Source organism: Streptomyces griseoaurantiacus (assembly GCF_036189845.1).
Taxonomy (GTDB): domain Bacteria; phylum Actinomycetota; class Actinomycetes; order Streptomycetales; family Streptomycetaceae; genus Streptomyces; species Streptomyces griseoaurantiacus.
Genome location: NZ_CP108326.1, coordinates 125,556 through 150,795 on the forward strand (window position 1 = coordinate 125,556; position 25,240 = coordinate 150,795).

At 73.1% G+C, this 25,240-nt stretch carries 18 protein-coding genes; 9 read left to right on the forward strand and 9 right to left on the reverse strand.

Annotated elements, in window-relative coordinates; genetic code table 11:
* Window positions 1-39: 39 nt before the first annotated feature.
* A complete protein-coding gene (locus OHB09_RS00605) occupies window positions 40-1,308 on the reverse strand; it encodes a GNAT family N-acetyltransferase (protein ID WP_328921417.1) in 1,269 nt (422 codons plus the stop codon).
* 390 nt (window positions 1,309-1,698) lie between these two features.
* Here OHB09_RS00605 and OHB09_RS00610 point away from each other — a divergent pair, with 390 nt between their 5' ends.
* The gene (locus OHB09_RS00610) at window positions 1,699-10,713 is read left to right on the forward strand and encodes a hypothetical protein (protein WP_328921418.1); all 9,015 of its coding nucleotides are present in this window, start codon (window positions 1,699-1,701) and stop codon (window positions 10,711-10,713) included.
* Window positions 10,714-10,734: 21 nt separating this feature from the next.
* On the opposite strand, the gene OHB09_RS00615 is transcribed toward OHB09_RS00610, so the two are convergent.
* From OHB09_RS00615 to OHB09_RS00635, 5 genes are all read right to left on the reverse strand, one after another.
* Window positions 10,735-11,724, reverse strand: a complete 990-nt coding sequence (locus OHB09_RS00615; RefSeq protein ID WP_191854294.1) for an NAD(P)-dependent alcohol dehydrogenase — start codon at window positions 11,722-11,724, stop codon at window positions 10,735-10,737.
* 126 nt (window positions 11,725-11,850) lie between these two features.
* On the reverse strand, window positions 11,851-12,618 hold the full coding sequence (locus tag OHB09_RS00620) for a class I SAM-dependent methyltransferase (RefSeq protein ID WP_191854293.1): 768 nt from the start codon (window positions 12,616-12,618) through the stop codon (window positions 11,851-11,853).
* A gap of 99 nt (window positions 12,619-12,717) precedes the next feature.
* The gene (locus tag OHB09_RS00625; RefSeq protein ID WP_006137269.1) at window positions 12,718-13,929 is read right to left on the reverse strand and encodes an aminotransferase class V-fold PLP-dependent enzyme; all 1,212 of its coding nucleotides are present in this window, start codon (window positions 13,927-13,929) and stop codon (window positions 12,718-12,720) included.
* 2 nt (window positions 13,930-13,931) lie between these two features.
* Window positions 13,932-15,269 carry a pyridoxal-phosphate dependent enzyme gene (locus OHB09_RS00630; protein WP_191892318.1) on the reverse strand — a complete coding sequence of 446 codons (1,338 nt, stop codon included), beginning with the start codon at window positions 15,267-15,269 and terminating at the stop codon, window positions 13,932-13,934.
* Window positions 15,266-16,792 (reverse strand): Y4yA family PLP-dependent enzyme, encoded by a 1,527-nt coding sequence (locus OHB09_RS00635; RefSeq protein WP_191854292.1) that lies wholly within the window; start codon window positions 16,790-16,792, stop codon window positions 15,266-15,268. The genes OHB09_RS00630 and OHB09_RS00635 overlap by 4 nt, the downstream gene beginning before the upstream one ends.
* 192 nt (window positions 16,793-16,984) lie before the next feature.
* Here OHB09_RS00635 and OHB09_RS00640 point away from each other — a divergent pair, with 192 nt between their 5' ends.
* From OHB09_RS00640 to OHB09_RS00650, 3 genes are all read left to right on the forward strand, one after another.
* Entirely contained in the window at window positions 16,985-17,704 is a 720-nt protein-coding gene (locus OHB09_RS00640; RefSeq protein ID WP_319117564.1) for a TetR/AcrR family transcriptional regulator, read from the forward strand.
* 161 nt (window positions 17,705-17,865) lie between these two features.
* The gene (locus OHB09_RS00645) at window positions 17,866-18,210 is read left to right on the forward strand and encodes a hypothetical protein (protein WP_006137262.1); all 345 of its coding nucleotides are present in this window, start codon (window positions 17,866-17,868) and stop codon (window positions 18,208-18,210) included.
* A 251-nt stretch (window positions 18,211-18,461) separates the two neighbouring features.
* Window positions 18,462-19,604 (forward strand): FAD-dependent oxidoreductase, encoded by a 1,143-nt coding sequence (locus tag OHB09_RS00650; RefSeq protein ID WP_191854290.1) that lies wholly within the window; start codon window positions 18,462-18,464, stop codon window positions 19,602-19,604.
* Here the strand turns inward: OHB09_RS00650 and OHB09_RS00655 are convergent.
* Both OHB09_RS00655 and OHB09_RS00660 read right to left on the reverse strand, forming a co-directional pair.
* Window positions 19,579-20,196: a GNAT family N-acetyltransferase gene (locus OHB09_RS00655; protein WP_374192345.1), complete on the reverse strand. Its 618-nt coding sequence runs from the start codon at window positions 20,194-20,196 to the stop codon at window positions 19,579-19,581. The two genes, OHB09_RS00650 and OHB09_RS00655, sit on opposite strands and share 26 nt — an antisense overlap.
* A 112-nt stretch (window positions 20,197-20,308) precedes the next feature.
* Entirely contained in the window at window positions 20,309-21,283 is a 975-nt protein-coding gene (locus OHB09_RS00660) for a LysR family transcriptional regulator (protein WP_093596387.1), read from the reverse strand.
* 127 nt (window positions 21,284-21,410) lie between these two features.
* Here OHB09_RS00660 and OHB09_RS00665 point away from each other — a divergent pair, with 127 nt between their 5' ends.
* Genes OHB09_RS00665 through OHB09_RS00675 form a run of 3 tightly spaced genes read left to right on the forward strand, consistent with a single transcriptional unit; the run spans window position 21,411 to window position 22,999 of the window.
* A complete protein-coding gene (locus tag OHB09_RS00665; RefSeq protein ID WP_318295256.1) occupies window positions 21,411-22,433 on the forward strand; it encodes a DUF5937 family protein in 1,023 nt (340 codons plus the stop codon).
* Window positions 22,434-22,493: 60 nt separating this feature from the next.
* Window positions 22,494-22,637, forward strand: a complete 144-nt coding sequence (locus tag OHB09_RS00670; RefSeq protein ID WP_319350127.1) for a hypothetical protein — start codon at window positions 22,494-22,496, stop codon at window positions 22,635-22,637.
* A 38-nt stretch (window positions 22,638-22,675) separates the two neighbouring features.
* Window positions 22,676-22,999: a hypothetical protein gene (locus OHB09_RS00675; RefSeq protein ID WP_319350129.1), complete on the forward strand. Its 324-nt coding sequence runs from the start codon at window positions 22,676-22,678 to the stop codon at window positions 22,997-22,999.
* Window positions 23,000-23,024: 25 nt separating this feature from the next.
* On the opposite strand, the gene OHB09_RS00680 is transcribed toward OHB09_RS00675, so the two are convergent.
* A complete protein-coding gene (locus OHB09_RS00680) occupies window positions 23,025-23,543 on the reverse strand; it encodes a cupin domain-containing protein (RefSeq protein ID WP_040893276.1) in 519 nt (172 codons plus the stop codon).
* Between the two features lie 138 nt (window positions 23,544-23,681).
* Between OHB09_RS00680 and OHB09_RS00685 the strand changes: the two genes are divergently transcribed.
* Both OHB09_RS00685 and OHB09_RS00690 read left to right on the forward strand, forming a co-directional pair.
* Complete coding sequence (locus tag OHB09_RS00685; protein WP_093596379.1) at window positions 23,682-24,140, forward strand: RrF2 family transcriptional regulator; 459 nt, start codon at window positions 23,682-23,684, stop codon at window positions 24,138-24,140.
* Window positions 24,137-25,108: a DsbA family oxidoreductase gene (locus tag OHB09_RS00690; RefSeq protein WP_328921419.1), complete on the forward strand. Its 972-nt coding sequence runs from the start codon at window positions 24,137-24,139 to the stop codon at window positions 25,106-25,108. The genes OHB09_RS00685 and OHB09_RS00690 overlap by 4 nt, the downstream gene beginning before the upstream one ends.
* Window positions 25,109-25,240 lie beyond the last annotated feature (132 nt).

The window sequence follows — 25,240 nt, forward strand, 5'->3', positions numbered from 1 at the left end:
CGGGCCACCGCCCGTGCGGGCGGTGGGGGCGGCGGCCGGTCAGAACCAGTGCAGGCAGTGGGGGCGGCGCTCGGGCCGGAAGAGTGCGTCGGCGAGGGCGGCCGCGTCCGCGTGGTGGGCGCGGACGTGTCCGGCCCGCACGAGCGTGCCGGGGGCGGTGCCGCCGAGGTAGAGCGAGCCCAGGTCGCGGACGTCCAGGGAGAGGTCCGGGGCGCGGTCCGTGGGGACGCAGTCGGCCCTGCCGTCCCTCACGGTCAGCAGATGGCGGCCGCGCTCGCCGAGGAACGGGTCGGTGACGTCGAGGACGAGGGCGCCGTCCGTGAACCAGCCGCGGGCGGTGAGCGCACGCGGGACGTCGAGCAGGCGCACCCAGAGCCAGTCGGTGTCCTCGCTCACCTGCCCGGCACGGAAGTCCGCGAGCTGCCAGCGGAGCGGGTGATCGGTCGGGAGGTGCTTGAACACGATCCTGTCGACCAGGTCGTGTCCGAGCAGGAATCGGGTCAGCGCGGTGTGGGCGGCGTCGTCGCCGGCGATCGTCTCGTCGACCGTGAGGGTCCGGTCCTCGCCGACGGAGTAACTGGCGTAACCGTCCGGGACGCCGGCGCCGTCCCGGTGGAGTGCGAGGTAGCGGGGCGCGGGAGAGAGCGGGGGCCGCCCCGCACGGCGCGCCCACCAACGGTGGGGCCGGGACAGTGCGCCCGGCTGGGCACGGCGGTAGCGGTCGTAGATCTCCTCCAGCAGATCGCCGCACTCCTCGCGCGGCAGCACCTCGACCGGTCCGTCGTCGACTCCGTGGTTCGGTCCGTCGTTCGGTCCGTCCTCCCCGCCGGCCCTCGGGGAGCCGGCCGCGTCGCGTGCCCGCGGGGCGGCGAGGGCGGCCCCACGGCGCGGCACCGTCAGCCGCGCCGTGCTGGTGGCGGGTCCGTAGCCGTACCGGCCGTAGATCGTGGCCTCGGAGGCCAGCAGCACGGCGAGGAATTCCCCGCGCTCCCGGAACTCCGCGAGTTGGTGGCGCATCATCCCGCTGAGCACGCCCCGGCGGCGGTGCGAGGGCAGGACGCCGACGGCGGACACCCCCGCGACCGGCGCGAGGATCTCGCCGGGGAGGGTGAGCTCGAAGGAATACGCGGCGGCGGTGCCGACGGGGCGCCCGTCGGCCGTCAGGGCGAGCACGCCACGGTCCATCTCGAGCGCCGACCACCAGAGCCCTCCCCCGTCGACCGGGGTCTCCGGGTGGCGCCCGAAGGCGGCGTGGACCGTGTCGACGAAGACGTCGAGGTCCTCCTCGGTCGTGGAACGGATCCTCATCGGCGCCGCCGCCCTCTCGCAGTCGCGGCACCACGGCTCGTGACGCCGGGCCCAGTGCACACCTGTTCCGTGGCCGGGGCAACCGCATTACGGCCGCCGCCGGCAGAAGGCTCGGATCCCTGCCGGACCGCGTCGTGCGCCGACCGGTCCCGCACACGACAGGATTGTGGCATTCACGTTTCATTGTAACTGCCACGTTTCTCCCCCATGAAATCACCGGCGGCAAATCGCGCATTCGCCACGGAGCGCGTCTTCCGCACTGTCCGCCCCGCCTGACGTCGCATTAGGCTCGCGCCCGCCCACCCCAGGAATCCGCCGCAATGGCGGCGACGCCGGGTGTGCGAGGAGGAAGCGGTTCCGCGTTGTCGGTGAGCGACGGGAATTCACCCGATGAGCATTCATGTTTCCGAGAAGCTGAACAATCTGTTGTTCGTGCTGATCGGTGAGCGGATGCTGCAGGGGGACGAGGACAAGGCCGACGCCAACGGCAAGCCCTACGGGCGGCTGGCCCGGCGCATGCGGGAACTGTCGGACCTGATCGGGGCGGTCGCCGGGGGCGTGGGCCGGTCACTGCCCCCGCGGGTGGGGAACAATTACGTGCGCGCGATGCACATGTTCCTCGACGACGGCGGTGTCAACCACCTCAAGGCGTTCGCCAAGCAGCTCGACGACCTGGAGCGGTCACGTGTCAAGTCCGGCATGGACATCATGGAGGCCAAGTGGCAGATCATCGCCGAACTGGTCCGGCTGCTGATCGAGCTCATGGTCATCGCGGTGCTGTCGGCGTTCACCGGCGGCACCGCCTCCAGCCAGGCAGCGGTGGCCAGGGCGCGCAGCACGGTCGCCATCCTGACGGTGATGCACGAGCTGAACAAGCGCACCCATGCCGTGCCGGCGGTCTCGGAGATGTTCGAGGAGGCGTTCCAGACCTTCGCCGTGCGTCTGGCCATGATGAAGGGCGCGCCTCCCGGGCGGCGCCCGGACGGTTTCGACTGGAATCAGATCGTCCAGGACGGTGTCTTCGGCGCGTTCACGGGACTCTTCTACGGATTCCTCAACGACATCCTCAAAGGTCTCAAGAAGAACTTCAAGAACCTCTCGAACAGTGGTCTGTTCAAGGACGTTCCCGGAAGCAACAACAAGTTCGACATCAAGATCGACGGTTCGCACAACAACTACACGCCGAATCCGACTCCCCACCCGCACGCCGATCCCCACCCGGGTCCGGAACCGAAGCCGAACCCGCACCCGGACCTCACTTCCGTGCCGCCCCCGTCCTTCACGCCGGTCAAACTGAGCCCGATCGACCGGTTCAAGCACGAACTGGGCGAGGACGCCGGGCACTTCCTCACCGAGGGCGGCGCGGAGGCGCTGGGTGAGCTGGCCACGGCGGCCATCTTCCACTTCCCCACCGAGGGCCTGACGACCTTCCTCGGCGGCGGTCTCAGCTCGGTCAGCGAGCGCCACCTGGGCCAGGGCGCCTCATGGCTGGGCGGCAAGTTCAACTTCAGGCAGCCACCGAGCGTCAACACCGTCGGCCCCGACGACATCTTGGGCTCCCAGGACAACGACAGATCCTCCTCGTCCTCCGGCTCCTCCGACAGCCCGGGCGGAGGCAACGGCGCCCCCTCCCCGGGGCCCGGGTCCTCCCTCACCGTGCCCCCGAGCACGACGTCCTCCGCACCCGGCGGAGGACAGAACCGTCCGGGTTCCGGCTCCTCGCAGACGGGACCCGACGGCAACGGGATCACCACCGAGGTCCCCGGCGTCGACCTCGACGACCTCGAACTCAACGGTCCCCGGCCCGGCGCCGGACACCTGGACCCCGGCCACCTCGGCACGATCCCACCCGGAACCTCCCCGGGCACCAACGGCAACGGACAACACGCCGACAGCCTCTTCGACGACAGCGATGCCGAGACCGACCTCGACAGCATCTTCGACGGAAACCCCGATGACCCGGGAAACAGCGCCAGCGACAGCCTCACCGACACCGACGGCCTCTTCGGCGACGACGAAGCCGTCACGCACACCGGAGGACCGGGGACCGACCGCACGAAGGGAACCCCGGACCCGGGGGACACCTCCGGTACTCCCCTGCCCATGACCGGCACACCCCTGCCGCAGTCGGCCCCGGTGGTGGGCGTGTACGCCGCGCCACCCATGAGTGGCGGGCCGACGACGACGGACCTCCCGGACGCGGAGGACGGCCGGCAGGCCGACAACCCCACCGATACGTCGCGGGCCTCCGACGGTGGCGGCCGGCCTGCCGCGCACGACGCCACCGACCCTGTCGTCGAGCCGGACATACTGCCCGCGACCGCCGAGTTCACCCGAACACGTGTGCTCGTCCCGGACGGTGTGGAGCAGCCCGCCACGTCCCGCACGGAGGTCGGCCGCATCCTCAACCGCATGCTCCGCGACCCCGGCATCGCCGAGAACGTCCTGCGCAGCGGCGCCCAGGTGGTCGTCGTGCCCCGCGACACCCGCGTCACCGACCTTCCGGAATTCGCACACCTCACCGACATCCCCGAACACACGGACGCCGGCACCCGTACCGCGAACACGCTGCGCGCGCTCACCGACCCCGTGCGGCGGATCGTCGCCGTACCCGAGGAGAACCTCGTCGGCGAGGTCACCGCGACGGACGAGCACGGCCACTTCCCCGACGGCTATTCGGCCGTGACGCACGAACTCGCCCACCTGGTCCACCAGTGGGGCCTCGACGACGGCCAACGGGCCCTGCTCGACTCCCTCCACGCGGCGAAGCTGAAGCAGGGCCCGGCCGTCCAGTGGCCCGACGGACCGCGGATGCTCCACAACGGCACGGAGGCCGAGAACTACTCCTCGCGCAGTCCCGCCGAGTACTTCTCCCAGCTCACCAACGCCTACCTCGGCACCAACAAGGGGCCCGACCCCTTCACCAGGCAGGCGCGCAACAACGGCACGGAAGCCGTGCGCGCACACGAGCCTGCCGAGATCCACGAGCTCCTTCGCACCGTGTACGGGGCCCGTCCCCTCGCGCTGGTCACCAATCCCGTCACCGCGACCCGGCGGTCCAACGAGATGTACGAGGCCTTCAACGACTTCCAGCGGTTCATCGGCTCCGGCCCGGTCGAGACGGAGGCTGAGGCCGAGGCCGAATCTGAGACGGAGGTGGAGGCCGAGGCCGGGACCGAGGTCGCTCCGGCCGACGCGCCCCTGGTGCCTGTCGTGACCGTCACGCCGCCCCTCGACGAACTGCCCACCATCGTGGTCACACCGCCCCTCGACGAACTGCCCACCATCGTGGTCACACCGCCGGCCGAGGAGCAGCCGGCGGTTTCCGTCACGACCGGGGTGGCGGCACCGCTCACGGCGGCCGTCACCGATCCGGCACGGAGCGATCAGGTATCGCCCCTCCCCCAGCCCGCGCTCCCTCCCGACCCCACCCCCGAACTCACTCCGAAGGACGACGACCCCGACCCCGACCCCGGCGAAGTCGTCACCACGTTCGGAACCCGTCGTGACGGGGCGCAGGCGCTCACCAACATCACGCCCGTCCCGGACCACGTCGTGGAGTGGCTCCAGGAGCGGGCCATGGAGACCGCCGAAGCGGGCGCCGCGGAGGATGCCGCCTTCCGCGAGGCCGTGCGCGGCACGCTGAGTGCGCGGTTGCTCACCGCTGAGTGGCCGCGCCTGTTCAGTGACGCCGGTCTTCCCCTGAACGTCACCCTGCGCGGGCAGCGTTACGCGGTCTCGCTGCGGCTCCGGCTCTCCTTCCTCGGGCCCGCGCCCGAGCAGATGCGGCCCATGCCGGACGGGCCGCCTGTGGGCATCCAGCGGTGGGCCTTCGGCATCCACGAGGACGGCGACACGTCCGGCGCCGGTGACCTGCGCGCGCTGAGCCTCGGTTTCAGCCGGCCGTGGGCAATGAAGCACGGCGCGCTGAGCAGCATCACCTTCGCCCCGCAGATCGACATGACCTGGAACCAGCTCAGCACCACGACGACGGCCGGGCGCACCGTGCAGCCGATGGTCCTGTGGCGCAGCAAGGGCCGTTCGCTGCCCTTCGACTTCGCCATGACATGGCAGGTGCGCCGCAACACCGGTTCCTCGCGGGACGTCCTCGCCGGCATCGGGCAGCCGGAGTGGCAGGACGCCGGTGAGACCCCCGCGCCGCCGGCACCGGCGGGCACGGCCGGGGCGGCCGGGGCGGCAGTGGTACCGGGAGCCCGCACTCCGCTCACCGTGTGGTTCCCCACCTATCTGGCGCAGGCACCTGTGGCACCGGTGTCCTCCCCGGAGGGTGCGAAGGAGGTGGACGACGCGAAGTCCCGTCCGGCCCCGCTGGACCGTCTGCTCGACGAACTCCCTCTGTTCGGGCCGGAGTCGCTCGTGCACCACGACGGGATGTTCGGCGATCTGCTGGAGGCCTTCCCCGTTCTCGGGGAACTGTCGGAGCGGTCCGTGGACGAATTGTTCGAGTTCATGAAGGAGGGCAACCAGCGCAGCAACCTGCCTCAGTCCTGGGACGGTTCGGTGGCCTCGCCGACGCTGTACTCGGCGTCGGGGGCCGCGCTCGGCTATCTGCGGTTCTCCACCACCCTGAGCGGCGGCACGACGGTCACGGGTCCGGCGAGCGCGTCGTCCGTGCTGGAGTCCTACGTCCTGCGTTCGCTGCGTATGCAGGGGGCTTCGCAGATCACCAACTCCCTCGGGATCACGCTGCCGTTGCAGTTCGGTCTGTCCTCGGGCGAGCCCGATCCCGTGACGGGTGCGGAGCCGCTGGGTGGTTCGGTGAGCGGGCAGGTGGGCGCCTCGCACCAGTTCGCCCACACCCTGGCCTCGGCGGGTAGCGCGCGCCTCGCGCACTCGCTGCGCACGGGGGACCCGCTGCTGCCCGTCCGCCCGGATCTGGCGCTGCGCGTCACTCTCGTCCGCCCCGACAGCGCGCCGGTGGGCCCCGCCGCGGGTTCCCGGCTCGGGAACGGCGCGACGTACCCGCTGCACATGCGGGTTCCCTCGGAACACACCCTCGGCAGGGCGCCCGAGGAGACCCGCTACCTTCCGCGTGAGGTGCTGCACCTGACGCAGCTCGGCGTATCGACGACCCCGTTGCGGGTCACCGGCACCGAGCCGCTGTTCGACCAGGCGGAGACGTGGCTGCGCGACAACGGCTATCTGCCCTCGGACCGGCCGCAGCCGCGTCTGTGGGACTCCGCCACGGAGGAGTCGCTGCGCGTCCAGCGCCTCAACAACAAGCGCAAACTGGACCGGATGCGGTCCCGGCTCGCCCTGCGCGGCGCCCTGGACGAGATGATCGAGGGCGGTGACGCGATCACCTTCGAGCTGCCGACACCGGGCGGTACGCGCCGGGCCACGGTGCGTCTGCGCACGGCGCGCCGCTACACCCACCCCGCAGCCACCGCAGGCACCGCAGGCACCGCGGCCACCGGCTCCGTGGAGGAGGGGCGGCGTTCCGACAACGACGGGGTGGTCCACGAGCGCACCCTGCCGAACGTGCAGACGCTGAACTACGTCGGCTCCACGCTCGCGGGTGACGAGCAGTTCCAGCGGACGCCCTTCGGCTGGAGCGCCGGCGGCGGCGCCTTCGTGACCAACCCCTTCGGCGCGGACGGCGACCGGGCGCTGCAGGAGCTGGGCGCGCGGTACACGTACAGCCGGGCCCGTTCGACGGCCGCCGGGTCGAGTGCGGGGACGGGCCACGAGTACTACATGCTCAGCCCCACCGCCAACGGCACGCAGGTCTTCTCGGTGCCCGTGACCCACACCATGACGATCAGCGACAGTCATGCCGAGGGGCTCGCTCCCGCCCCGGAGAGCGGCACGGTCCGGCTCGCCGTGCCGACGGACCGCACGTCCACGACGCCGCACACCGGGCCGCGGCCGAAGCCGGCCGTCGTGCGGGACGTGCGGGAGTCCGACACCCGGAGGCTGGCCGGGCCGGGCCCCGGCCACACGTACCACGACGGCGTGCTGCGGCTGCCGGAGACGGCCCTCCTCGAACGGGCGCCGGGCAGCGCGGAGCTGCGCGAGGTCGTTCCCGCACTGCTCGACCGGCTCGACGAGGAGGCGGCCCGGCAGGAGGAGCGGGCACTGCGCGCCCGCGAACCGTTGCCGGGCGCCTTCCCCGAGGACATCGATCTGGAGGCCCAGGACCAGGACGAGGTGGACGCGCGGGACCACGAAGGGGACACCGCTCCCGCCGACGGCACTCCCGCGGACCCCGACCCGCCCGCCGCCGGCACCACCACGCCCCCCGACACCGCCCCGCCCCGTCACGGTCTGCTGTGGGACCTGGTCTCCGGTGCCGGCTCCTGGCTGGGCGGGCAGGCGACGGGGGCGGCCCGCTGGGCCTGGCGGACCGCCTTCGGCGAGCCGGCGATGCGGGAGGAGTCCTCGGGGCGCGAGGTGTTCGACACGGCCTTCTCGCCGCAGCACATGGCGGGCAACGCGCTGCGCGTCTTCCGCGACTCGTACGTGGTCGAGAGCGCCGGCACGCCGGGGCTGGTGACCGGCACTGACTACCTCGTCGAGGTCGAGGGCTACCTCACGGACGTGGAGCTGCTGCCCGAGGGCGAGCCGATGGACGCCGAGCGGTGGCTGCAGTCCGTAGACGCCTCGGCCTTCACCCTTGGCGTGAACTCCTCCCACCAGGTCGCCTTCACCTCGGCCGGCCGGTACGGTCCGGCGGGCAGCGCCTTCACTCCCTCGGGGAGCTACGCCTACCGTCGGGGCAGCGGGCGCACCGTCACCTCCAACGACGTCACCGGGGTCTTCCGGGTCACGGTGGAGGACACCACCCCGGTCTACCGGTTCACCGCGAAGGCGCATCTCGTCGTCACCGCGACGCGCGGCCGCCGCAACGCCGTCTCGGGGAGCTTCGACCCGAGTCCGGGGCTGAGTGCCACGAAGGTCGTCGAGCCCGAGGGGACGCTGGAGTTCCTGCTGGTCGACAACGACCTGCAGAACCATCCGGAACTGGCCGCGCTGGCCCTGCGCGCGGGGCGCTCACCGCTCGGCGCCAACCGTCCCGACCGGCTGCTGCCGTCCCCGTACGTCTCCAGTGGCGGCGTGCTCGGCTTCGGGGCGGCCAGCGACGTCCATCCGGGGGGCGGCCGCAAGGCGTTCACCGAGCGGGTGCGCCGCCTGGTGGAGCGTGAGGCGCCGGGCACGACCGTGCCGGGACACGCCGGTCACCTGCCCGGCGTGCTCTCGCGGATCAACGAGCACGGCACGTCCCTGGGACTGCGCGCGCTGGTCAACGCGGGGCCGCGCGGGCACACCGCCTTCCATTTCGTGCACCGTTCCTGGCTGGGGCCGCGGCTGGTGGAGGTGGCCCTGGTCGCCCGGCCCGCCCGGGGTGCCCGGCTGACCGAGCTGCGCGGCAAGCTCGTCACCCGTTCCTCCGGCCTGGACAACGTGTTCGGGCATTCGCGGGGCGCCGGCACGGCCCTCGACGTTCCCGGCGCCACCCGCATCGCGCGCAGCACGGGCAACAGCCACGAGCTGACGTTCTCCCCGGCCGGGCGGCACGGCAGCCACCGGTTCCGGCCGACCGTGGGTGCGGCCCGTCGCACCACCTGGCAGGACGCCCAGCTCTCCAGCCGTGAACTGCGCTCCTGGCAGCGGACGTTCGGCAACACGGCCGAGTTCCGCGTGCCGTACGAGTACGTGGTGACGGTGCGGTCCTGGCCGCTCGACGACGCGCTGATCGGCCGGCTGATCGCCGGGCTCGGCGACGGCCTCACCTCCCTCGCCCAGGCGGCCGGGGTCGTCGACCCGTCCGCGCACGCCCTGTCCGGCCTGCCGTGGGCGCCCGGACGCACGGGCGTCGAGCCGGCCGAGGTGGTCCTGCGGTTCAACTCCTCCGAAACGACGGGCGAGAGCCCCGCGCTCACCGCGGGGCCGGGCCTGTTCCTCTCGGACCCGCGCATCGCGCCGCCGCCGGCCGACCCGGGCGACGCGGTTCTGGAGATGGATCTGCCGGAGGGCCTGCGGGAGGTGCTGAACGGGCCCCCCTGGGTGCCGTCCCGGCCCTTCCAGGTGTACGACTTCGCGGGCGTCGACCGGCTGGGCGAGGCGCTGCGGGCGGTGGACCCGTCCCTGCGGCAGGACCTCGACCCGCGCACCTCGAGGTCGGCCGAGGGCATGTTCATCCGGCTGACCACGCTCGCGGCCGAGGGCAGGCTGGCGCTCCTCGATCCCGCGGCGACCGCCCCGTACCTGGGCAACCCGGGCGGCGCCCGCACCTCCGTGTCGGTGCGGCTCCACGCGCCCCGCGCGGAGGTGACGACCAAGGACACGGCGATCGACCGGATCGAGTTGTCGGCGGACGGGTTCCAGACCCAGGCGGACACGGTCCTGACGACCAGCGCGACCTTCGAGTACTCCGGCGGTTCCGGCCTGCGCGGCGGGGTGTCGGGACCGCTGGGCGGCGAACGGGCCTCCTTCGGCCAGAGCGCCACCGCCTCCAGTCAGCGCCGCGAACTGCTGCGCTTCGGCACGCCGATGGAGAACGACAAGGGCGAGGGCATGGAGGGTCACCGGGTGCGGGCCGTGGCCGTGCTGGAGGTGCGCGGGCCGGGCGGCACCCGGTTCGTCACCGGTGACATCCTCTTCCGCACCACCGAGGCACCGCCGGAGCACGGGAGCACCGGTACGAGCAGGGACGGCGCGAAGGCCCCCGCGAGGACCGCGGGGACTTCCGTACCCGCGCCGGCTCCGCCGGTCACCACGTACGACTCGCGCCGTCCCGTCGGCAGGTACGGGGGCGGGCAGCGGCTGCTCACCTCCTACCAGTGGGGGCGGCTGGACAGCACCGGCGAGACGCCCCGGGACGTGCCCGGGGACGGCGACTGCTTCTTCCGTGCCGTCCTGGAGGTGGCGGGTCCGCATGTGCGCGGCCGGCTGGGCCTGACGGAGTCCGACGGACTCGGCGACGTCCTCAAGAAGATGCGTGCGGAGACCGCCGCCGAGCTGACCGAGCACCCCGAACGGTACGCCGAGCGCATCCGCGCGGTCGACGCCGGCACGTCCACGGCGCGGCTCGCCGCGGACATCCGGACCCGGGGGAACTACGCGAACCTGGCGGGCGACCTGACGCCGTGGATCGCCTCCGTGCGCCTCGGCCTGCGTCTGCGGATCGTCACCCCTTCGTACGAGATCTCCATGGGACCGAAGGACGGTCTGCCGGTCACCCTGGTGCAGGTCACCGACGGCCCGCTGCACTTCCTCGCGGGCGTTCCACGAGGCCCGGTGGTGCCGGCGGTCACCCTCTCCTCGCCCGGCCCCGGGGAACCGGCCGCGAAGGCGGAGGCTCCCGAACCCTCACCGGTCCCCTCCCTGGCGGACACCGCGTTCGAGATACTGACCGGACTCGGCCGAGGCCCGGTGGTCTGAGGCGCGGCGTGGCGTGTCGCGTCAGCGCACGGTGAGCACGGTCTTGCCGCGCGAGTGGCCCTCCTCCACGTGGCGCACGGCCGCGGCCGTGTCGGCCAGGGTGCGGGTCCGCCCGACCACGGGGGCGAGCCGGCCCGCCTCGATGAGCGCGGTCACGGCGAGCAGGTCCTCGTGGACCGGGCCGTCCGGGGTGGCGGGAACGATCGGGCGCATCCGCCGCCGGCCGGCGGCGGCGACCGCGGCGACCTTCAGCATGGACCCGATCGCTCCGAACACCCGGCCGGGCGAGCCGCCCCCGTTGGCCACCAGGGTTCCGCTCGGGGCGAGGACCCGGCGCAACCGCACCGGCGAGTAGTTGCCCACGTTGTCCAGGATCACGTCGTAGCGGGTGGTGCCCTGGGTGAAGTCCTCGTGGGCGTGGTCGAGGACGTGGCGCGCGCCCAGTGCGCGCACCAGGTCCACGCTGCCGGCACCGCACACCCCGGTGACCTCCGCGTCCAGCCCGGCCGCGATCTGCACGGCGAAGGTCCCCACGCCGCCGCCCGCCCCGTTGACCAGCACGCGGTGTCCGGCCCGTACTCGGCCCACCGTCCGGATGCCGCGCAGCGCGGTCACCGCCCCCATGGGGACGGCCGCGGCCTCCGCGAAGGACAGGCGCTCGGGCTTGGGCACCAGCCACTCCACCGGGGCGCACGCGTACTCGGCGAACGCGCCCCGGCAGAAGCCCAGCACGGGAGTGCCGGGCCGGAGCGCGTCCACACCGGCACCGACCGCCTCCACCACTCCGGCGGCGTCGATGCCGGCCACCCGGTGCTTCGGACGGCGCAGGCCCATCCCGCCCAAGAGGCGTGCTGCGTACGGGTCTCCGCGCATCATGTGCCAGTCGTAGGGGTTGACCGCGGCGCAGTGCACGCGGACCAGCACCTCGCCGGGGCCGGGCCGAGGCCGGTCGATCTCCCCCAGCCGCAGGAGGTCCGGCGGTCCGAACCGCTCCTGGAGCACTGCCCTCATCGCCTCGCCCCCTCTGCCCCGGAGCCGTTCGGCGGGCGGCCGAGCGGCGCGGGGTGAGGGCAAGGTAGGCGCAGGCGGCACGGCCGTCAACGGCACGCGCGGCCGGATGCCGGGCGACCGCCGGCCTCACTCCTTCAGGGCGACCAGCACCCGGCTGTCCCCCGCCTGCCACACCGGGGTGACATGGCGGAATCCGGCGCGGTGGAGCAGGCGGGTGTGCCCCGGCACGGAGAGGTGCTGATTCCCGTCACCCGGGGACGCGCCGGCAGGCGCGCGCCGCTCGTACAGATCGGCCAGTTCGGGGTCGGCGGCGACCGCCCGCCACCAGGACTCCCAGTCCTCCTCCGCGTGCCCGGGTGCGCCGGTGCGCTCGGCCCGGCGGCGGCCCACGTGGGCGGTCAACTCGGCGCAGGGAGGCTCGTCCGGGGGGAAGTGGTCGCCGTTGACCAGCGCGCCGCCGGGGCGGAGCAGGGCGGCGAGGCCCCGGTAGGTGCGGAGGAGGGCGGGGGCGGGGAGGTAGTGCAGCGCGGTCGTGGAGACGGCGACGTCCACACCCCGGTCCAGTCCCAGCGCGTGCGTCCAGCCGTCCTCGCCGATCACCGCGTCCACGTACCGGGCGGCCTCGCAGTGGTGGGTACGGCCCAGTTCGAGCAGGACGGGGTCCCTGTCGACGGCGACGATCTCCGCGTCGGGCAGGCGGCGGGCGAGCCGGGCGGACAGGGACCCCGGGCCGCAGCCGAGGTCGAGCAGGAGCGGCCGGCCGCGGCCGGCGCAGAGGTGCTCGGTGACGTCGGCGATCACCGTGAACCGCTCCTCGCGGTCCACCGCGTAGCGCTGCTGCTGCCGTTCCCAACGCTCCACCCATGTCCTGGCCGTTCCCATGCTCACGCCCATCCGGCCGCCACCTCGTCCGTTCCTCGCCTGTCGGTCGGCATTCAATCTACAGGTGGAAACGGTTATCAAGTGCGTTCGGCGGTTCCGTCGCCCCGCTCCTCAGCCGAGTGAGTCCAGCACCGCAAGCAGCCGGTCGACCTCCTCCTCCGTGTTGTGGACGTGCAGGCTGACCCGCACGGACCCGCCGTCCTTCTCGGCGCCGGCCTGGCACAGGGTGTCGGCGCGGACCATGAAGCCGTGGCCGTACAGGATGAAGCCGAGGTCGTCGGCGGGGATGTCACGGTGCCGGAAGGTGACGATGCCGTGCCGCCGCTGGGCCGGAGGGAGCCGGCTGTCGGCGGTGAGGCTCGCGGGGCAGCCGAGGATCTCGTACGGCGCCAGGCGTCCCAGTCGGTCGGTCAGACGAGTGGTCAGCCGGCCGACATGGCGGGCGATGCGTGCGGGGCCCGCCTCCTGGAGCCAGTCCAGTGCCGCCAGGAGGGAGACGATGCCCACGGTGTTCGGGGTGCCCTGCCAGCCCTCGGGCCGCAGCGCGGGGCCCCTGGTGTTGCGCGCCCACACCGCCCCGGTGCCGGGCAGGGCCATCGCCTTGTGCCCGGAGAAGACGAGGAAGTCCACGTCGAGGTCGGGGGCGTCGACCCGGACGGGGAGGTGGCCCACGCTCTGCGCGGCGTCCAGGCAGATCGGCACCCCGGGACCGACGGCGGCGCGCAGACGGTGCACGTTCATGTCGCCGCCGAAGACGTGGTGGACGTGGGTCGCCGCGAGGAACCGGGTGCGGGGGCCGACGAGTGCGGCCAGGGCGCGGTGGTCGTAGTCGCCGGAGGGCTCCTGGCGGGGCAGCGCCCGTACCCGCACCTCGGCGCCGCGCTCGGCCGACAGCCGTGCGGCCTCGAGCCAGGGGTCGAGGTTGGCGCGGTGGTCGGCGAAGGGGACGAGGATCTCGTCGCCGTCCCGGAGCCGGGGCACGAGCCAGTCGCGGGCGATCATGCGCAGGCCCTCGGTGGTGCCGCTGGTGAAGTGGACGGTGGAGTGCGGTGACCGGGTGTCGCCGAGGAACTCCTTGACCCGGGCGCGGGTGCGTTCCACCAGTTCCGTGGTGCGGTTGGCCCAGGGGTAGGTGCCCCGGCCCGCGTTGGCGTTGGACGTGGTGAGGTAGGTCTCCACGGCCTCCAGGACGGCCCGCGGTTTCTGCGAGGTGGCCGCGCTGTCCAGGTAGGCCAGGTCCGGGTGTGCGGTGACGATGGGGAACTGCGCCCTCAGTTCCGCCTGCCAGGCCCGGGCCTCGCCGGGTGTCTGTGCCGAGGCCACGCTCACTCCCTCACCAGGGGGGCGCCGGCGTCCCGCCAGGCCACGATGCCGCCCGCCAGGGACCGGACGTCGGGGTGCCCCATGCGGGACAGCAGCGCGGCGTAGCGCCGTGACCTCTCCCCCACCGGGCAGGCGAGCAGTACCGGTGTGCGTTTGCTGAACGGCATTCCGCCGCGCACCAGCTCCTCGAAGAGTTCGTCGACGAGGTTGACCGAGCCCTCGATGTGCAGGGCACGGTAGGCGTGCGGGCCGCGCAGGTCCACGACGAGGGGCGGGGGTTCGCCTTCCGCGATCCAGCGCCGTGCGCCCTCGACGTCGACCGTGCGGGCCTCCGCCTCGATCTCGTCCTCGCCGAGGGAGGCCGGGGAGGGGCCGCGCCGTGTCCTGCCCAGGAGTTCCGGTCGGCGTGCGCGCACATAGCTCAGATAGCTCTCGGCGCGGTCGCAGACGATGAAGACGGCGCTCTGGCGGCGGCCGGTGCCGTCCAGTTCGGCGTCCACGGCGGCGAGTTGGCGCACGGCTCCGTGGTAGGCGGCGCCTCCGGTGGGTCCGGAGAGCAGTCCGCAGCGGCGGATCAGGGTGAGCATCCCGTCGATGGCCTGCTGGGAGGTGACGGGGGCGAGGATGTCGTAGGTGGCGGGGTCGAACAGGCCGACCTGGTGCACCTCGTCGAGGGTGCGGATGCCGGGGATGAAGTCGGACTTGTCGGCGACCAGTCCGAGCACCCGTACTCCGGCGTCGTGTTCGCGCAGGACGCGGGCGATGCCCGTGGAGGAGCCCGCGGTGCCGACGCAGGCCACGAACCAGTCCGGTGCCCGCCCGTCGAGGTCCTTGAGGATCTCGGGCCCGGTTCCGGCCGCGTGCGCCTCGACGTTGCGCGGGTTGAAGTACTGGTCGGTGTGCAGGTAGGTGCTGTCGGGCTCGGAGAGCGCCTGGTGGAAACGGGTGAGCGGGTCGTCGGTGTCGGTGGGGTCGAGACACTCGCTGCGGCCGGGCAGTTCCTCGATCTCGGCGCCCAGCAGCAGGAGCAGTTCCTTGATCTCGGGGACACGCATCCGGTTGGTCACGCTCTTGAACTTCAGGCCGTGCATTCCGGCGAGCAGGGCGAGTGCCTTGGCCGTGTTGCCGCTGGAGAGTTCGACGACGGTCGCACCGCCCCCGGCCGCCTCCTCGAGGTGCGGGCGGGCCATGTGCCAGGCGGGCCGGTCCTTGACGGAGCCGAAGGGGTTCAGCATCTCCAGTTTGGCGTAGAGGTCGATGTGGCGCAGGCCGTGCACCGCCGGGTCGATGCGGACGAGCGGTGTGTTGCCGATGGCTTCGGTGATGCTGTCGTACCTCAAGACGGCACTCCCTGCGGATGTGTGAGCGGCCAGTAGTTCTCGTCCGGGCACCAGCGCCAGGTTCCGTCCTCCTCGGTGACCGCCACCGTGCGCGCGGACGGCTGGCGTTGCGCGTGGTGGGCGTGGAAGTCCATCAGGTATCCGGCGGTGTTGACGAAGGCCAGCAGATCCCCCGGCCGGGGCAGGCGGGGCAGGAACACCAGGCGGCGGGTGATGAGGTCGGCCTCCAGGCAGAGGTTGCCGACGAGATGGACCCCGACCGGTCCTTCCGTCTCCGCCGGCCCGCCGTCCGCGGCGCCGGACACGGGTGCGGGCTCGCCGCGGGGCAGCAGCACGGGGTCGGCCAGGACCCCGTGCTCCTCCATGCTCACGTCCCCGGCGTTCATGGCGAGCCGCACCAGGTACCGGTCGGGTGCCTCGCCCAGCGGCCGCACCTCCACCACGCGCGCCAGCGAGAGCCCGCACTGGTCGACGAGGGCGCGGCCGGGTTCGAGGTACAGGTCGTCGAGGTGTTCCAGGAGCAGGGTGGCGGGCGCCCGGCCGAGGACGGGCGCCGGACGGGAGAGCAGCGCGTCGAGGTAGCCGGGTCCCGCCGTGGGCCGGTGGGCGGGGTAGAGGGCGGCGGTGCCGCGTACCGTGCCCGCCTCGTTGCGCAGGCCGTAGGCGTGGCCGCGCCAGGTCAGTGGCGGGCGGATGCCGAGGACGGCCTCGCTCAGCGCGGTCGTCCAGCGTTCCCACTCCCCCGCGTCCTCGACGTAGGCGGCTCCGAAGCCGCCCCCGATGTCCACCGCGCGCGGCGCGAGACCCCGTGCCCGGCACTCGTCCATGAGCAGGACGCAGCGTTCCAGGGCCCGGGCCTTCTCCTCCAGGCCGGTGGTGTCCAGGTGGTGGGCGAGGCCGACGAGACGGACGCTGTCGGCGTGCCGTTCCAGGGCCGTCCAGAGCTTCTCCGCCTCGGCGACCCGGGTGCCGAACCGGCTGCGGCGTGCCAGCAGTCGCGTGCCGGCACCGGGGCCGGGGTCGGACTCGAAGCCGGAGAGCCGCACGAGGACGTCGGTCCTGGCCAGTCCGTACTTCCGTACGAGAGCGGCGAGTTCGTCGAGTTCCCCGGGCGAGTCGAGGTTGACCGTCGCGCCCACGCGGGCGGCCAGCCACAGGAACTCGGGGTCCTTCGGCCCGGTGGCCATCACCCGGTCCCCGGTGAAGCCGGAGGCCAGTGCGTGGCGCAGTTCCTCCAGGGAGGCCACGTCGATGCCTACGGCGGCCGGGTCACAGGCCGCGAGTCTGCGCACCAGGGCGCTGGAACGATTCGCCTTGTGGGCGAAGTACACCTTGCCCGCCAGGTGGTGGCGGCGCAGGACGGAGCGGAAGCGTTCCGTGTTCGCGGCGACCGCCTCCGGGAGGAGCACATTGAGCGGCGATCCCAGCGCGTCGGCCAGGGAGTGCAGCAACGGCGCGTTCCCGAGCAGTGAGGCGAGCGGTGGGTCGACCCGCGGCCTCAGATACAAGGGCGCGTCCTTCACGTGGTACCTCCCCGTGTCGGCCTCGGGTAGATCACCGCGGCGTTCCCCCGGTGGTCCCCCCGGCGATGATCAGTTCGTGATAATCGTTTCCAACTGCACGCGCCGTTAAGCATCCCGCTCCGTGCGTGAGGCGAAGGGGCGGTCGGAAGCGGGCGTTCCGCCCGAGCGAACACGTTCGTTACGATCGCGGTCATGACTGCCAGAAGAGAGCCGATCAGCCGCCGGGAGCGGCCGGCCAAGCCCGCCCTGTCCCGGCACGTGATCGTGGACGCCGCCGTGCGGCTCATGCGGGCGGAGGGGCTCCACAAGGTGACGATGCGCCGCCTCGCACAGGAGCTGGACACCGGCCCGGCCTCGCTGTACGTCTACGTCGCCAACACCGCCGAGCTGCACGCGGCCGTGCTGGACGCCCTGCTCGGCGAGGTCGACCTGAGCGGGCGGCAGGGCGGCGAGGACTGGCGCGAGCAGCTCCGCGCCGTCATGACCTCGTACACCCTGGTCCTGTTCGCGCATCCGCAGCTCGCGCGGTCCGCGCTCGTCGCCCGCCCGAGCGGCGAGAACTACCTGCGCCTGGTGGAACGGATCCTCGACCTCCTCTCGCGCAGCGGGGCGGCGCGCGCGCAGGTCGCCTGGGGAGTGGACAAGCTGCTCCAGGACGCGACGGCCACCGCCGCCGAGCACGGGGCGCACGAGAGCGACCCCGCCTTCGAGGACGACTGGAACGCGACCGTACGCACCCTCGGCGAGGCGGACGCGGGCACGTACCCGGCGATCACCGCGCACATGCCCGAACTGATCGGCGGCCCCCCGCGAAACAGGATGCGCTGGGCCTTCGACGTCCTCGTCAACGGCATCACGCACACCCCCGTCCCCGCCACGGACGACGGGACGGACCGGGCCGCCGGGGACTGACCGCGAGGCGCCCGCGCGGACCGCCTTCACCTGGCGGCCCGAACATTTCGACGGTGATGGAAAGGATGGCCGCCCCACCCCGAAGGCGACACAGTCTGTCCCGGACCCGGCGGCGGCCCGACCTCCGCCGCTGACGTACTCGACAGATGGGGGAACGAGAGATGCGCAAGATCGCCATGACCGTCGCGGGGGCCGCGCTCCTGGTGGGCGCCGGACTCGCCACCGCGCCCGGCGCCCAGGCGGCGACGCCCTGTCCGAGCGGTGCCGTCTGCATCCGCGAGACGAACGGCACGATCCTGAGCAAGAACATCTTCTACAGCTACGGCGCGCACAACCTGTCGAACGTCACGGGCTACCGCGTCGTCGTCAACTCCCAGACCGGCGGCGCCGGCTTCCAGGAGTGCCTGGGGTACAACGGCACGAACTGCTCGCCGGTGTACCGCGCCACGGGTGACTACGCGGCGATCGACTACACGCCGATCAACTCCCTCGTCCTCGTGCCGTGACGAGGCGAACGGCGCCGACCCACGGCGGCGCCGGCACCTGAGCGCGGTCCCGCCTCCGCCCGGGGGCCGGGTGGCGCCTCGAACCTGCAGCCCCGGTGGACGACCGATCCTCGCGATCGGCGGTCCGCCGGGGCTGCGGCGTGTCCGCCCGCAGCCCGGCGAACTTGTTCGTGACGAACATGTTCGTTACGCTGGCCGGGTCGGAGCGCACACGGGTCCCTCCGGCGTTTCCCCTTCTTCCGGAGGCTTGTATGAGCACCCCGCACTTCCCCCTCGCGATCATCGGCGGCGGGCTCGGCGGACTGACCGCCGCCCGCGTCCTGCACGTCCACGGCATCGAGGCGGCGGTCTTCGAGGCCGAGGCCTCGGCGGCGTCCCGCACCCAGGGCGGCATGCTCGACATCCACGTGGAGAACGGGCAGAAGGCACTGCAGGCCGCCGGTCTGCACGAGGGCTTCCGCCGGATCGTCCACGAGGGCGGCCAGGCCCTGCGCCTGCTGGGCCCCGACGGCACGGTCCATGTGGCCGAGGAGGACGACGGCTCCGGCGGCCGCCCGGAGGTGGACCGCGGCGACCTGCGTGACCTGCTGCTCGGTTCACTGCCCGACGGCACCGTCCACTGGGGCCGCAAGGTCACCGGTGCCCGGCCGCTGGACGACGGGCGGCACGAGGTGACCTTCGCCGACGGCCGGGTCCTCACGACGGACCTGCTGATCGGTGCGGACGGCGCCTGGTCCCGCATCCGGCCGCTGCTCTCGGACGCCCGCCCCGCGTACACCGGCATCTCCTTCGTCGAGGCCGACCTGTTCGAAGCCGAAACCCGTCACCCGCGCGGCGCGGCGCTCGTCGGCGGCGGGTTCTTCCTCGCCCTCGGCGACGAGCGCGGTCTTCTGGCCCACCGGGAGACGGACGGCAGTCTCCACACCTACGCGGCCCTCAAGACCGAGGAGGGATGGCTGGACGCGGTCGACTTCACCGACCCGGCCGCCACCAAGGCCGCGGTCCTCGCCCACTTCGACGGCTGGGACGGGGACCTGCGCGGTCTGGTCGCCGAGGCGGACAGGCTCACCCCGCGCCGTGTGCACGCCCTTCCCGTCGGGCACCGCTGGGACCGCGCGCCGGGGGTGACCCTGCTCGGCGACGCCGCCCACCTGATGTCGCCCTTCGCGGGCGAGGGCGCCAACCTCGCCATGTTCGACGGCTCCGAGCTCGCCCTCGCGCTCGCCGCCCACCCCGGCGACACCGAGGCCGCCCTCGCCGCCTACGAGGCGGCGCTCTTCCCGCGCGGCGAGGCCTCGGCGGCCGAGTCCGCGGCCGCCCTGGAGATGATGTTCGGCGAGCGGGGCCTGGAGCGGACGGTCGCCTTCTTCAGCTCCGGTCCGGCGGCGCACTGAGGTCCCGGCCGCGTCCGCGTGGCGCCGCCGCGTAGCAGTGGACGGTCACCCGCGTGAGCGGACCCCAGCGCTGCTCGACCGTGGCCATCCGCTGCCACCCGAGCCGTTCGTACAGGGCGATCGCGGCGGTGTCGGAGGCCACCACGTCGAGCACCGGGTGCAGGCCGCGGCCGTGCGCCTCACGTTCCGCGCGGTCGAGCAGCAGCGCGCCGAGGCCGTGCCCTCTGGCTCCGGGGTCGACGAACAGCCGGCCGACCACCGCCGTCGGCGCCGTCGGCTTCCCGCTCCGGCCGTGGCGACGGCTCCACAGTCCGGGGGCGGCGTCGCCCTCGCCACCCCGGAAGAGGCCGACGTGGCCGGCCGGGCGCCCGTCGAGTTCGGCGACCCAGGCGCCGAGCGGGGCGGGGCCCGCGAGCCATGCGGCGGGCCGGTCGGGCCAGTCGACCGGGTAGCCCTCGCAGGCGTGGACCCGCGCGAGGACTGCCACGCAGGTCTCGACGTCCTCGTCCGTCCGGGGCCGGATCCGGGGTGCCGCACCGGAGTCACCGCCGTGCGCTCCGTCCACCCCGGTCGCCCTGTTCATTCCGCTCATCCCGTTACTCCTGCCCGTCTCGCTCGCCCCGTTACTCCAGCCCGCCCCGCTCACCCCGTTCCTCCCACCCGCCCCGCTCGCCCCGTTACTCCCACCCGCCCCGCTCGCCCCGTTACTCCAGCCCGTCTCGCTCGTCCGGTTTCCGACGCCTCGCCCGGTCCGAGGACTGTCGGAGGATGCCGTGCGCCGCCTCGCGCAGGGCGGTCACGGCCGGATCGTCGCGCTTGCCGGGCAGCCAGGCCAACTCGCCCGTCGATTCGCCCAGTTCGGGGCAGTCCACATAGGTGATGCCCGCCCTGGGGTACAGCCGGCGGGCCGCCGCGGGCAGGAAGGTGATCGCCCGCCCCTGAGTGACGGCGAGGACCATGGCCTCGGTGTCCCTGACGACCGGCCCGAACCGCACCGGGGTGCCGTCCGGGCGCGGGTTGACCGTGAGGTGGTCCCACCACGCGCGGGGCACCTCGGGCGGCATGTCGACGACCGCGCGGTCGCCGAGCTGGGCGAGGGTGAGCGTGTCCCGGCCGGCGAGCGGGTCGTCGGCGGACAGGCAGACCACCCGGGGCTCCGTCGCCAGGCGCAGCGACTGGATGCCCGGGGGCAGCGGGCCACGCAGGAAGGCGGCGTCCACCTCCCCGGCGAGCAGGGTGCTGAACATGTCGGTGAAGGTGAGGTTGCGGACCTCGATCTCCAGGTCGGGATGCCCGCCGCGCAACCGGGAGAGGACGGCCTGGGCGTAGGGCATGCCCGCCTCGGCGCCGAGACTGCCGATCCGAAGCCGTCCCCGGGCGGCCCCCGCGTGCCGGTCGGCGGTGCGGCGCAGCCGGGCCATGGCGTCCACCACCGCCCTCGCCTCCTCCACGAGGTCGAGCCCGGCCGCCGTCAGCCGCACGGCCCTGCCGCCCCGCTCCACCAGCGCGACACCGAGCCGCCGTTCCAGGGACCTGATCTGCTGGCTGAACGCGGGCTGGGTGACGTAGACGCGTGCCGCCGCCCGGCCGAAGTGCAGTTCCTCGGCGAGGACGAGGAGAAGGCGCAGTTGGTGAACGCTCGGCTCCGACGCACCGACGGAACCGCGACCGGGAGTCATACACGGCAGGTTATCGACAAGGTGCCGATCCTCTGCGTGCCCCGGGCTTCCGGCCCGGGACGTGGTGCGTCAGGGTCGTCACCATCGCCCTCTCCGAGCCGTGTTCGCCACGACCCCGAGGAATCACTTGTTACGCATCCACTTCGGCTGGCGCGATATCCAGAACGTACGACTGGCTCAACAGCCGGATCCCTTGTGGGAGTTGATGTGCGCGGTCTGCCGCTGGCAGACGGGGCAGGGGCCGTTCGCGTTCGGCCACTGGCGCCACGAGACCGCCGGGCGGCTCGCCCGGGACCCACATGCCGCCCGCGCCCTGCACACCCTGCGCGCCTTCGTACCCACCTCCGGCTACATCCCCGACCTCCTGACACCGCCGGTCACCGGTGAGGGCCTGGAGGCGGGGCTCGAGAACGTCCGGGCGACCCCGCGCGGGCGGCTGGTGTCGGAGCTCACCCGGCTCGCAGAGGCGCGCCCGGTGGCGGGAGGGGCGGGAAGCCCCCGCATCCCGGCGGCGGTCTCCCTCGGGCTCGTCACGAACCTCCTGCGGGACTCCTTCCACACGCTGCTCGAACCGTACTGGCAGCATGTGCGGTCCTCCGTCGGCGACGATGTGGCGGTCCGGGCGCGCACCGTGCTCGGCGGCGGGACGGCCGCACTCCTGGAGAGCCTGCGACCCTTCGCCCGGTGGAATCCCCCCTACCTCGAGGTCGACTACCCCGCCGACCGTGAACTGCGTTTGGAGGGGCGCGGGTTGACGCTCGTGCCCTCCTACTTCTGCTGGCGCAGGCCCACCGCGCTCGCCGACCCCGGGCTCGACCCGGTGCTGGTCTACCCCATCGCCAAGCAGCCGCTCGACATCGTGCGGGCGGGTGAGGAACGGCTGGAGCATCTGCTGGGCAGGACACGGAGCGCGGTGCTCGCCGATGTCGCCTCGCACCGGGTACGGACCACCACTGAGGTGGCCCGCAGCCTCGGCCTCGCGCCGGCCAGCGCGAGCTACCAGGTCGGGGTGCTGCGCGGCGCGGGCCTCGTCGTCAGCTGCCGCCAGGGCAAGCATGTCGCGCACGCGGCGACGCCGCTGGCGCTCAGCCTGCTGGCCGGGAACGGACGGTCGATTCGACCAGCATCGAAAGCCTGGTCCGCCTCGTAGGCCCGTGCCAGTGTCTCCGTATCCACCGCCGAACGACCCGGCAGAAGAACGGAGCGAACGATGAACCTGCGCAAGCGTGCCCTGACCGTGATCCTCCTGACGGCCACCGCCTTCGGCGCCGTGGGCGCACCGGCCATGGCGATGCCGATGCCGTGGGAGACCAGCAACGTCACCGTGCTGTGCGGAGCCCCCTGCTACCAGTAGGCGCCTGGGACGGTGGCCAGTACGAGAAGGAGAAACCCATGAACCTGCGCAAGCGTGCCCTGACCGTGGTCTTCCTGACCGCGACCGCCCTCGGCACCCTCGGAGCACCCGCCATGGCGATGCCGATGCCATGGGAGACCAGCAACGTCCCGGCCGCGGAGAACGACACCCTCGGTGTCCAGGAGGGCAACCCCTGGCACGGGGTCGCTCCGGCGGGATCCCTCGCCCAGTACGGCAACCCGTGGCACGGGGTCGCTCCGGCGGGATCCGTCGCCCAGTACGGCAACCCGTGGCACGGACTCCTGCCCGAGGGGCAGGACGGCACCGTCACCGTCCTCTGCACGGGGAGCTGTTACGAGTAGCACGGCCCGCGCCACCGGCGTGGCCTCACGCCGGTGGTGTGCCGTTCTCCTGCCCCAGGGCGTACAGGTGCGGGAGGTTGACGACGATGGCCTCCTGCGTGCTGCGGGCGATGACGACCACCGCCTCCTCGGTCGGGTCGGGGTTCTCCTCGCGGTGCGGGACGAACGGCGGGACGAAGATGTAGTCACCGGGCGAGGTGCGCAGCCGCACCTCCTCGGGTCGCGGGCCGGAGTCGTCGATGAAGACGAACTCCGGGTGGCCGCTGACGATGTGGATGGCGGTCTCGGACTCGCCGTGGTGGTGGTCGGAGGACGAGGTCGCGGGGGCGACGTGGGTCTCGCCCATCCACAGCTTCTCCGAGCCGACCGTCCTGCCGCTGATGGCGGCGAACCGGCGCATGCCGGAGGTCTGGGCGGTTCCGCCGTCGAGGGCATCGGCGCGGATGTGGTGAAGTCGCCTGCGCAGGGGGGCCTTCGGCTCTCCCGCCGCGTCACCGAGGTGGGGGTGGAAACCTTCGCCGGGGGTGGTCAACGGCTCGCTCATGGCTCGGACGCTAGAGCCGGCCGAAAAAGGCTGTCAAGAGGTGTCCATTGCACTTCACCTGCGGCAATGTTCCCGCAATGAACGGGCGAACCATACGGAACCCCTCCCGGTGAAGGTCCCTTCGGGCATCATGAACCCATGCACATCTCCGCGAAGGCGGACTACGCCACACGGGCCCTGCTGGAGCTCGCCCGCGAACCCTCCCGCCCCCTGACATGTGAGGCCATCGCCTCCTCGCAGCACATCCCGTTCCGCTTTCTGAAGTCCGTGGTGGGTGAACTGCGCCGGGCCGGCCTGGTGCGCAGTCAGCGCGGCTGCGAGGGCGGCTACTGGCTCGGCCGGCCCGCCGAGGCCATCACGCTCCTCGACGTGGCCCACGCCGTGGACGGCGAGTTGATCACTCTTCGGGGCGAGCCCCTGACCGGGCTCGACTACCCCGGCCCCGCCTCCGGTCTGCCCGCCGTGTGGCGCCGTATCGAGGAGGAGGCCGCCTCCCTGCTGCGCTCCACGACACTCACCTCGCTGCTGCCCGGGGAGGCGAGCGCGCCGCTGCCCGCCGGTTCGGGCGCGCCGGCGGCGAGCAAGGGCGCCGCATGACCATGCCGACGGATCCCGGACGGACGAACCCCGGGCCGAAGGACCCCGGGCCGGCCGGGGCCGACGTCGAGGTGGACGTCGAGGTGGTCGAGTACACCGACCCGCTGTGTCCCTGGGCCTGGGGTTCGGAACCCGTGCTGCGCAGACTGCGCGCGGCACTGGACGGCCGGGTCCGCTGGCGCCGGGTGTACGGGATCCTCTTCGACCAGGACGAGGACCCGGCCCCCGACCCGGCCGCGGAGACGCTCTGGTACGCGCGCCACCTCGAGGAGATCGGGCGTCACACCCGGGCGCCCCGGGCCTTCCGGCTGCGGCGCGTGGCGGAGAGTTCCTGGCCCGCTTCGCTCGTCGCCGCGGCGGCCGAGGCGCAGGGCCCCGAGGTCGCCGAACGGGTGCTGCGCCGGCTGCGGGAGAGCGTGTTCGTCCTCGGCGAGCCCGCGGACTCCCCGGAACTGGCGCTGGCGGCGGCGCGGGGCGTGCCGGGTCTGGACGGGGAGCGGCTCGCGGCGGACGCCGCCTCGGACGCCGTCCGGGACCGGGTGCGCGCCGATCACGCCGAGACCCGCCGGCCGGTGCCCGAGGTCCTGTCCGCCGGGGGCGACTCCCCGCACCCCGGGGCCGCGAAGGAGACCCCGGACGGCGGTCTGCGCTACGCGCTGCCCACGCTGCTCGTGCGCCGCGCGGGCGCCGTGCGCGCGGTGCCCGGCCGGCGGCCGTACGAGGAGTACGCGGAGGCCGTCGAGGCGCTGCGGCCGGGCCTGCCGGCCGATCCCGCGCCGCTGTCGGCCGGGGCCGCCCTCGCCCGGTACCGCAGCCTGACCGAGCCGGAGCGGACGCTCCTGACGCACGGTCCGTGGCCCCCGCCGGGGGCGGTACGGATCGACACCGCCGGGGGTCCCCTGTGGCTGCACCCGGAGGAGGCGGCGGTCCGTCCGGCCGTCCGGGCCACTCCCCCGCCGCAACGCTGACACCCTCCCGAGCTGCGAGGACGATCCGTCCCGCCCAATGAGACACCTATTAGTGTCCATTGACAGCGGGTCACGCCTCACCTCAGGATGAGCACCATGCTTACGACGCACCCCGGTGTGGTGTGCCGCTAC

Excerpts from the sequence above, each read along its gene's own strand:
- OHB09_RS00605 (WP_328921417.1), bottom strand. The coding sequence starts at position 1,308 with ATGAGGATCCGTTCCACGACCGAGGAGGACCTCGACGTCTTCGTCGAC.
- OHB09_RS00610 (WP_328921418.1), top strand. The coding sequence starts at position 1,699 with ATGAGCATTCATGTTTCCGAGAAGCTGAACAATCTGTTGTTCGTGCTG.
- OHB09_RS00615 (WP_191854294.1), bottom strand. The coding sequence starts at position 11,724 with ATGAGGGCAGTGCTCCAGGAGCGGTTCGGACCGCCGGACCTCCTGCGG.
- OHB09_RS00620 (WP_191854293.1), bottom strand. The coding sequence starts at position 12,618 with ATGGGCGTGAGCATGGGAACGGCCAGGACATGGGTGGAGCGTTGGGAA.
- OHB09_RS00640 (WP_319117564.1), top strand. The coding sequence starts at position 16,985 with ATGACTGCCAGAAGAGAGCCGATCAGCCGCCGGGAGCGGCCGGCCAAG.
- OHB09_RS00645 (WP_006137262.1), top strand. The coding sequence starts at position 17,866 with ATGCGCAAGATCGCCATGACCGTCGCGGGGGCCGCGCTCCTGGTGGGC.
- OHB09_RS00650 (WP_191854290.1), top strand. The coding sequence starts at position 18,462 with ATGAGCACCCCGCACTTCCCCCTCGCGATCATCGGCGGCGGGCTCGGC.
- OHB09_RS00655 (WP_374192345.1), bottom strand. The coding sequence starts at position 20,196 with ATGAGCGGAATGAACAGGGCGACCGGGGTGGACGGAGCGCACGGCGGT.
- OHB09_RS00660 (WP_093596387.1), bottom strand. The coding sequence starts at position 21,283 with ATGACTCCCGGTCGCGGTTCCGTCGGTGCGTCGGAGCCGAGCGTTCAC.
- OHB09_RS00670 (WP_319350127.1), top strand. The coding sequence starts at position 22,494 with ATGAACCTGCGCAAGCGTGCCCTGACCGTGATCCTCCTGACGGCCACC.
- OHB09_RS00675 (WP_319350129.1), top strand. The coding sequence starts at position 22,676 with ATGAACCTGCGCAAGCGTGCCCTGACCGTGGTCTTCCTGACCGCGACC.
- OHB09_RS00680 (WP_040893276.1), bottom strand. The coding sequence starts at position 23,543 with ATGAGCGAGCCGTTGACCACCCCCGGCGAAGGTTTCCACCCCCACCTC.
- OHB09_RS00685 (WP_093596379.1), top strand. The coding sequence starts at position 23,682 with ATGCACATCTCCGCGAAGGCGGACTACGCCACACGGGCCCTGCTGGAG.
- OHB09_RS00690 (WP_328921419.1), top strand. The coding sequence starts at position 24,137 with ATGACCATGCCGACGGATCCCGGACGGACGAACCCCGGGCCGAAGGAC.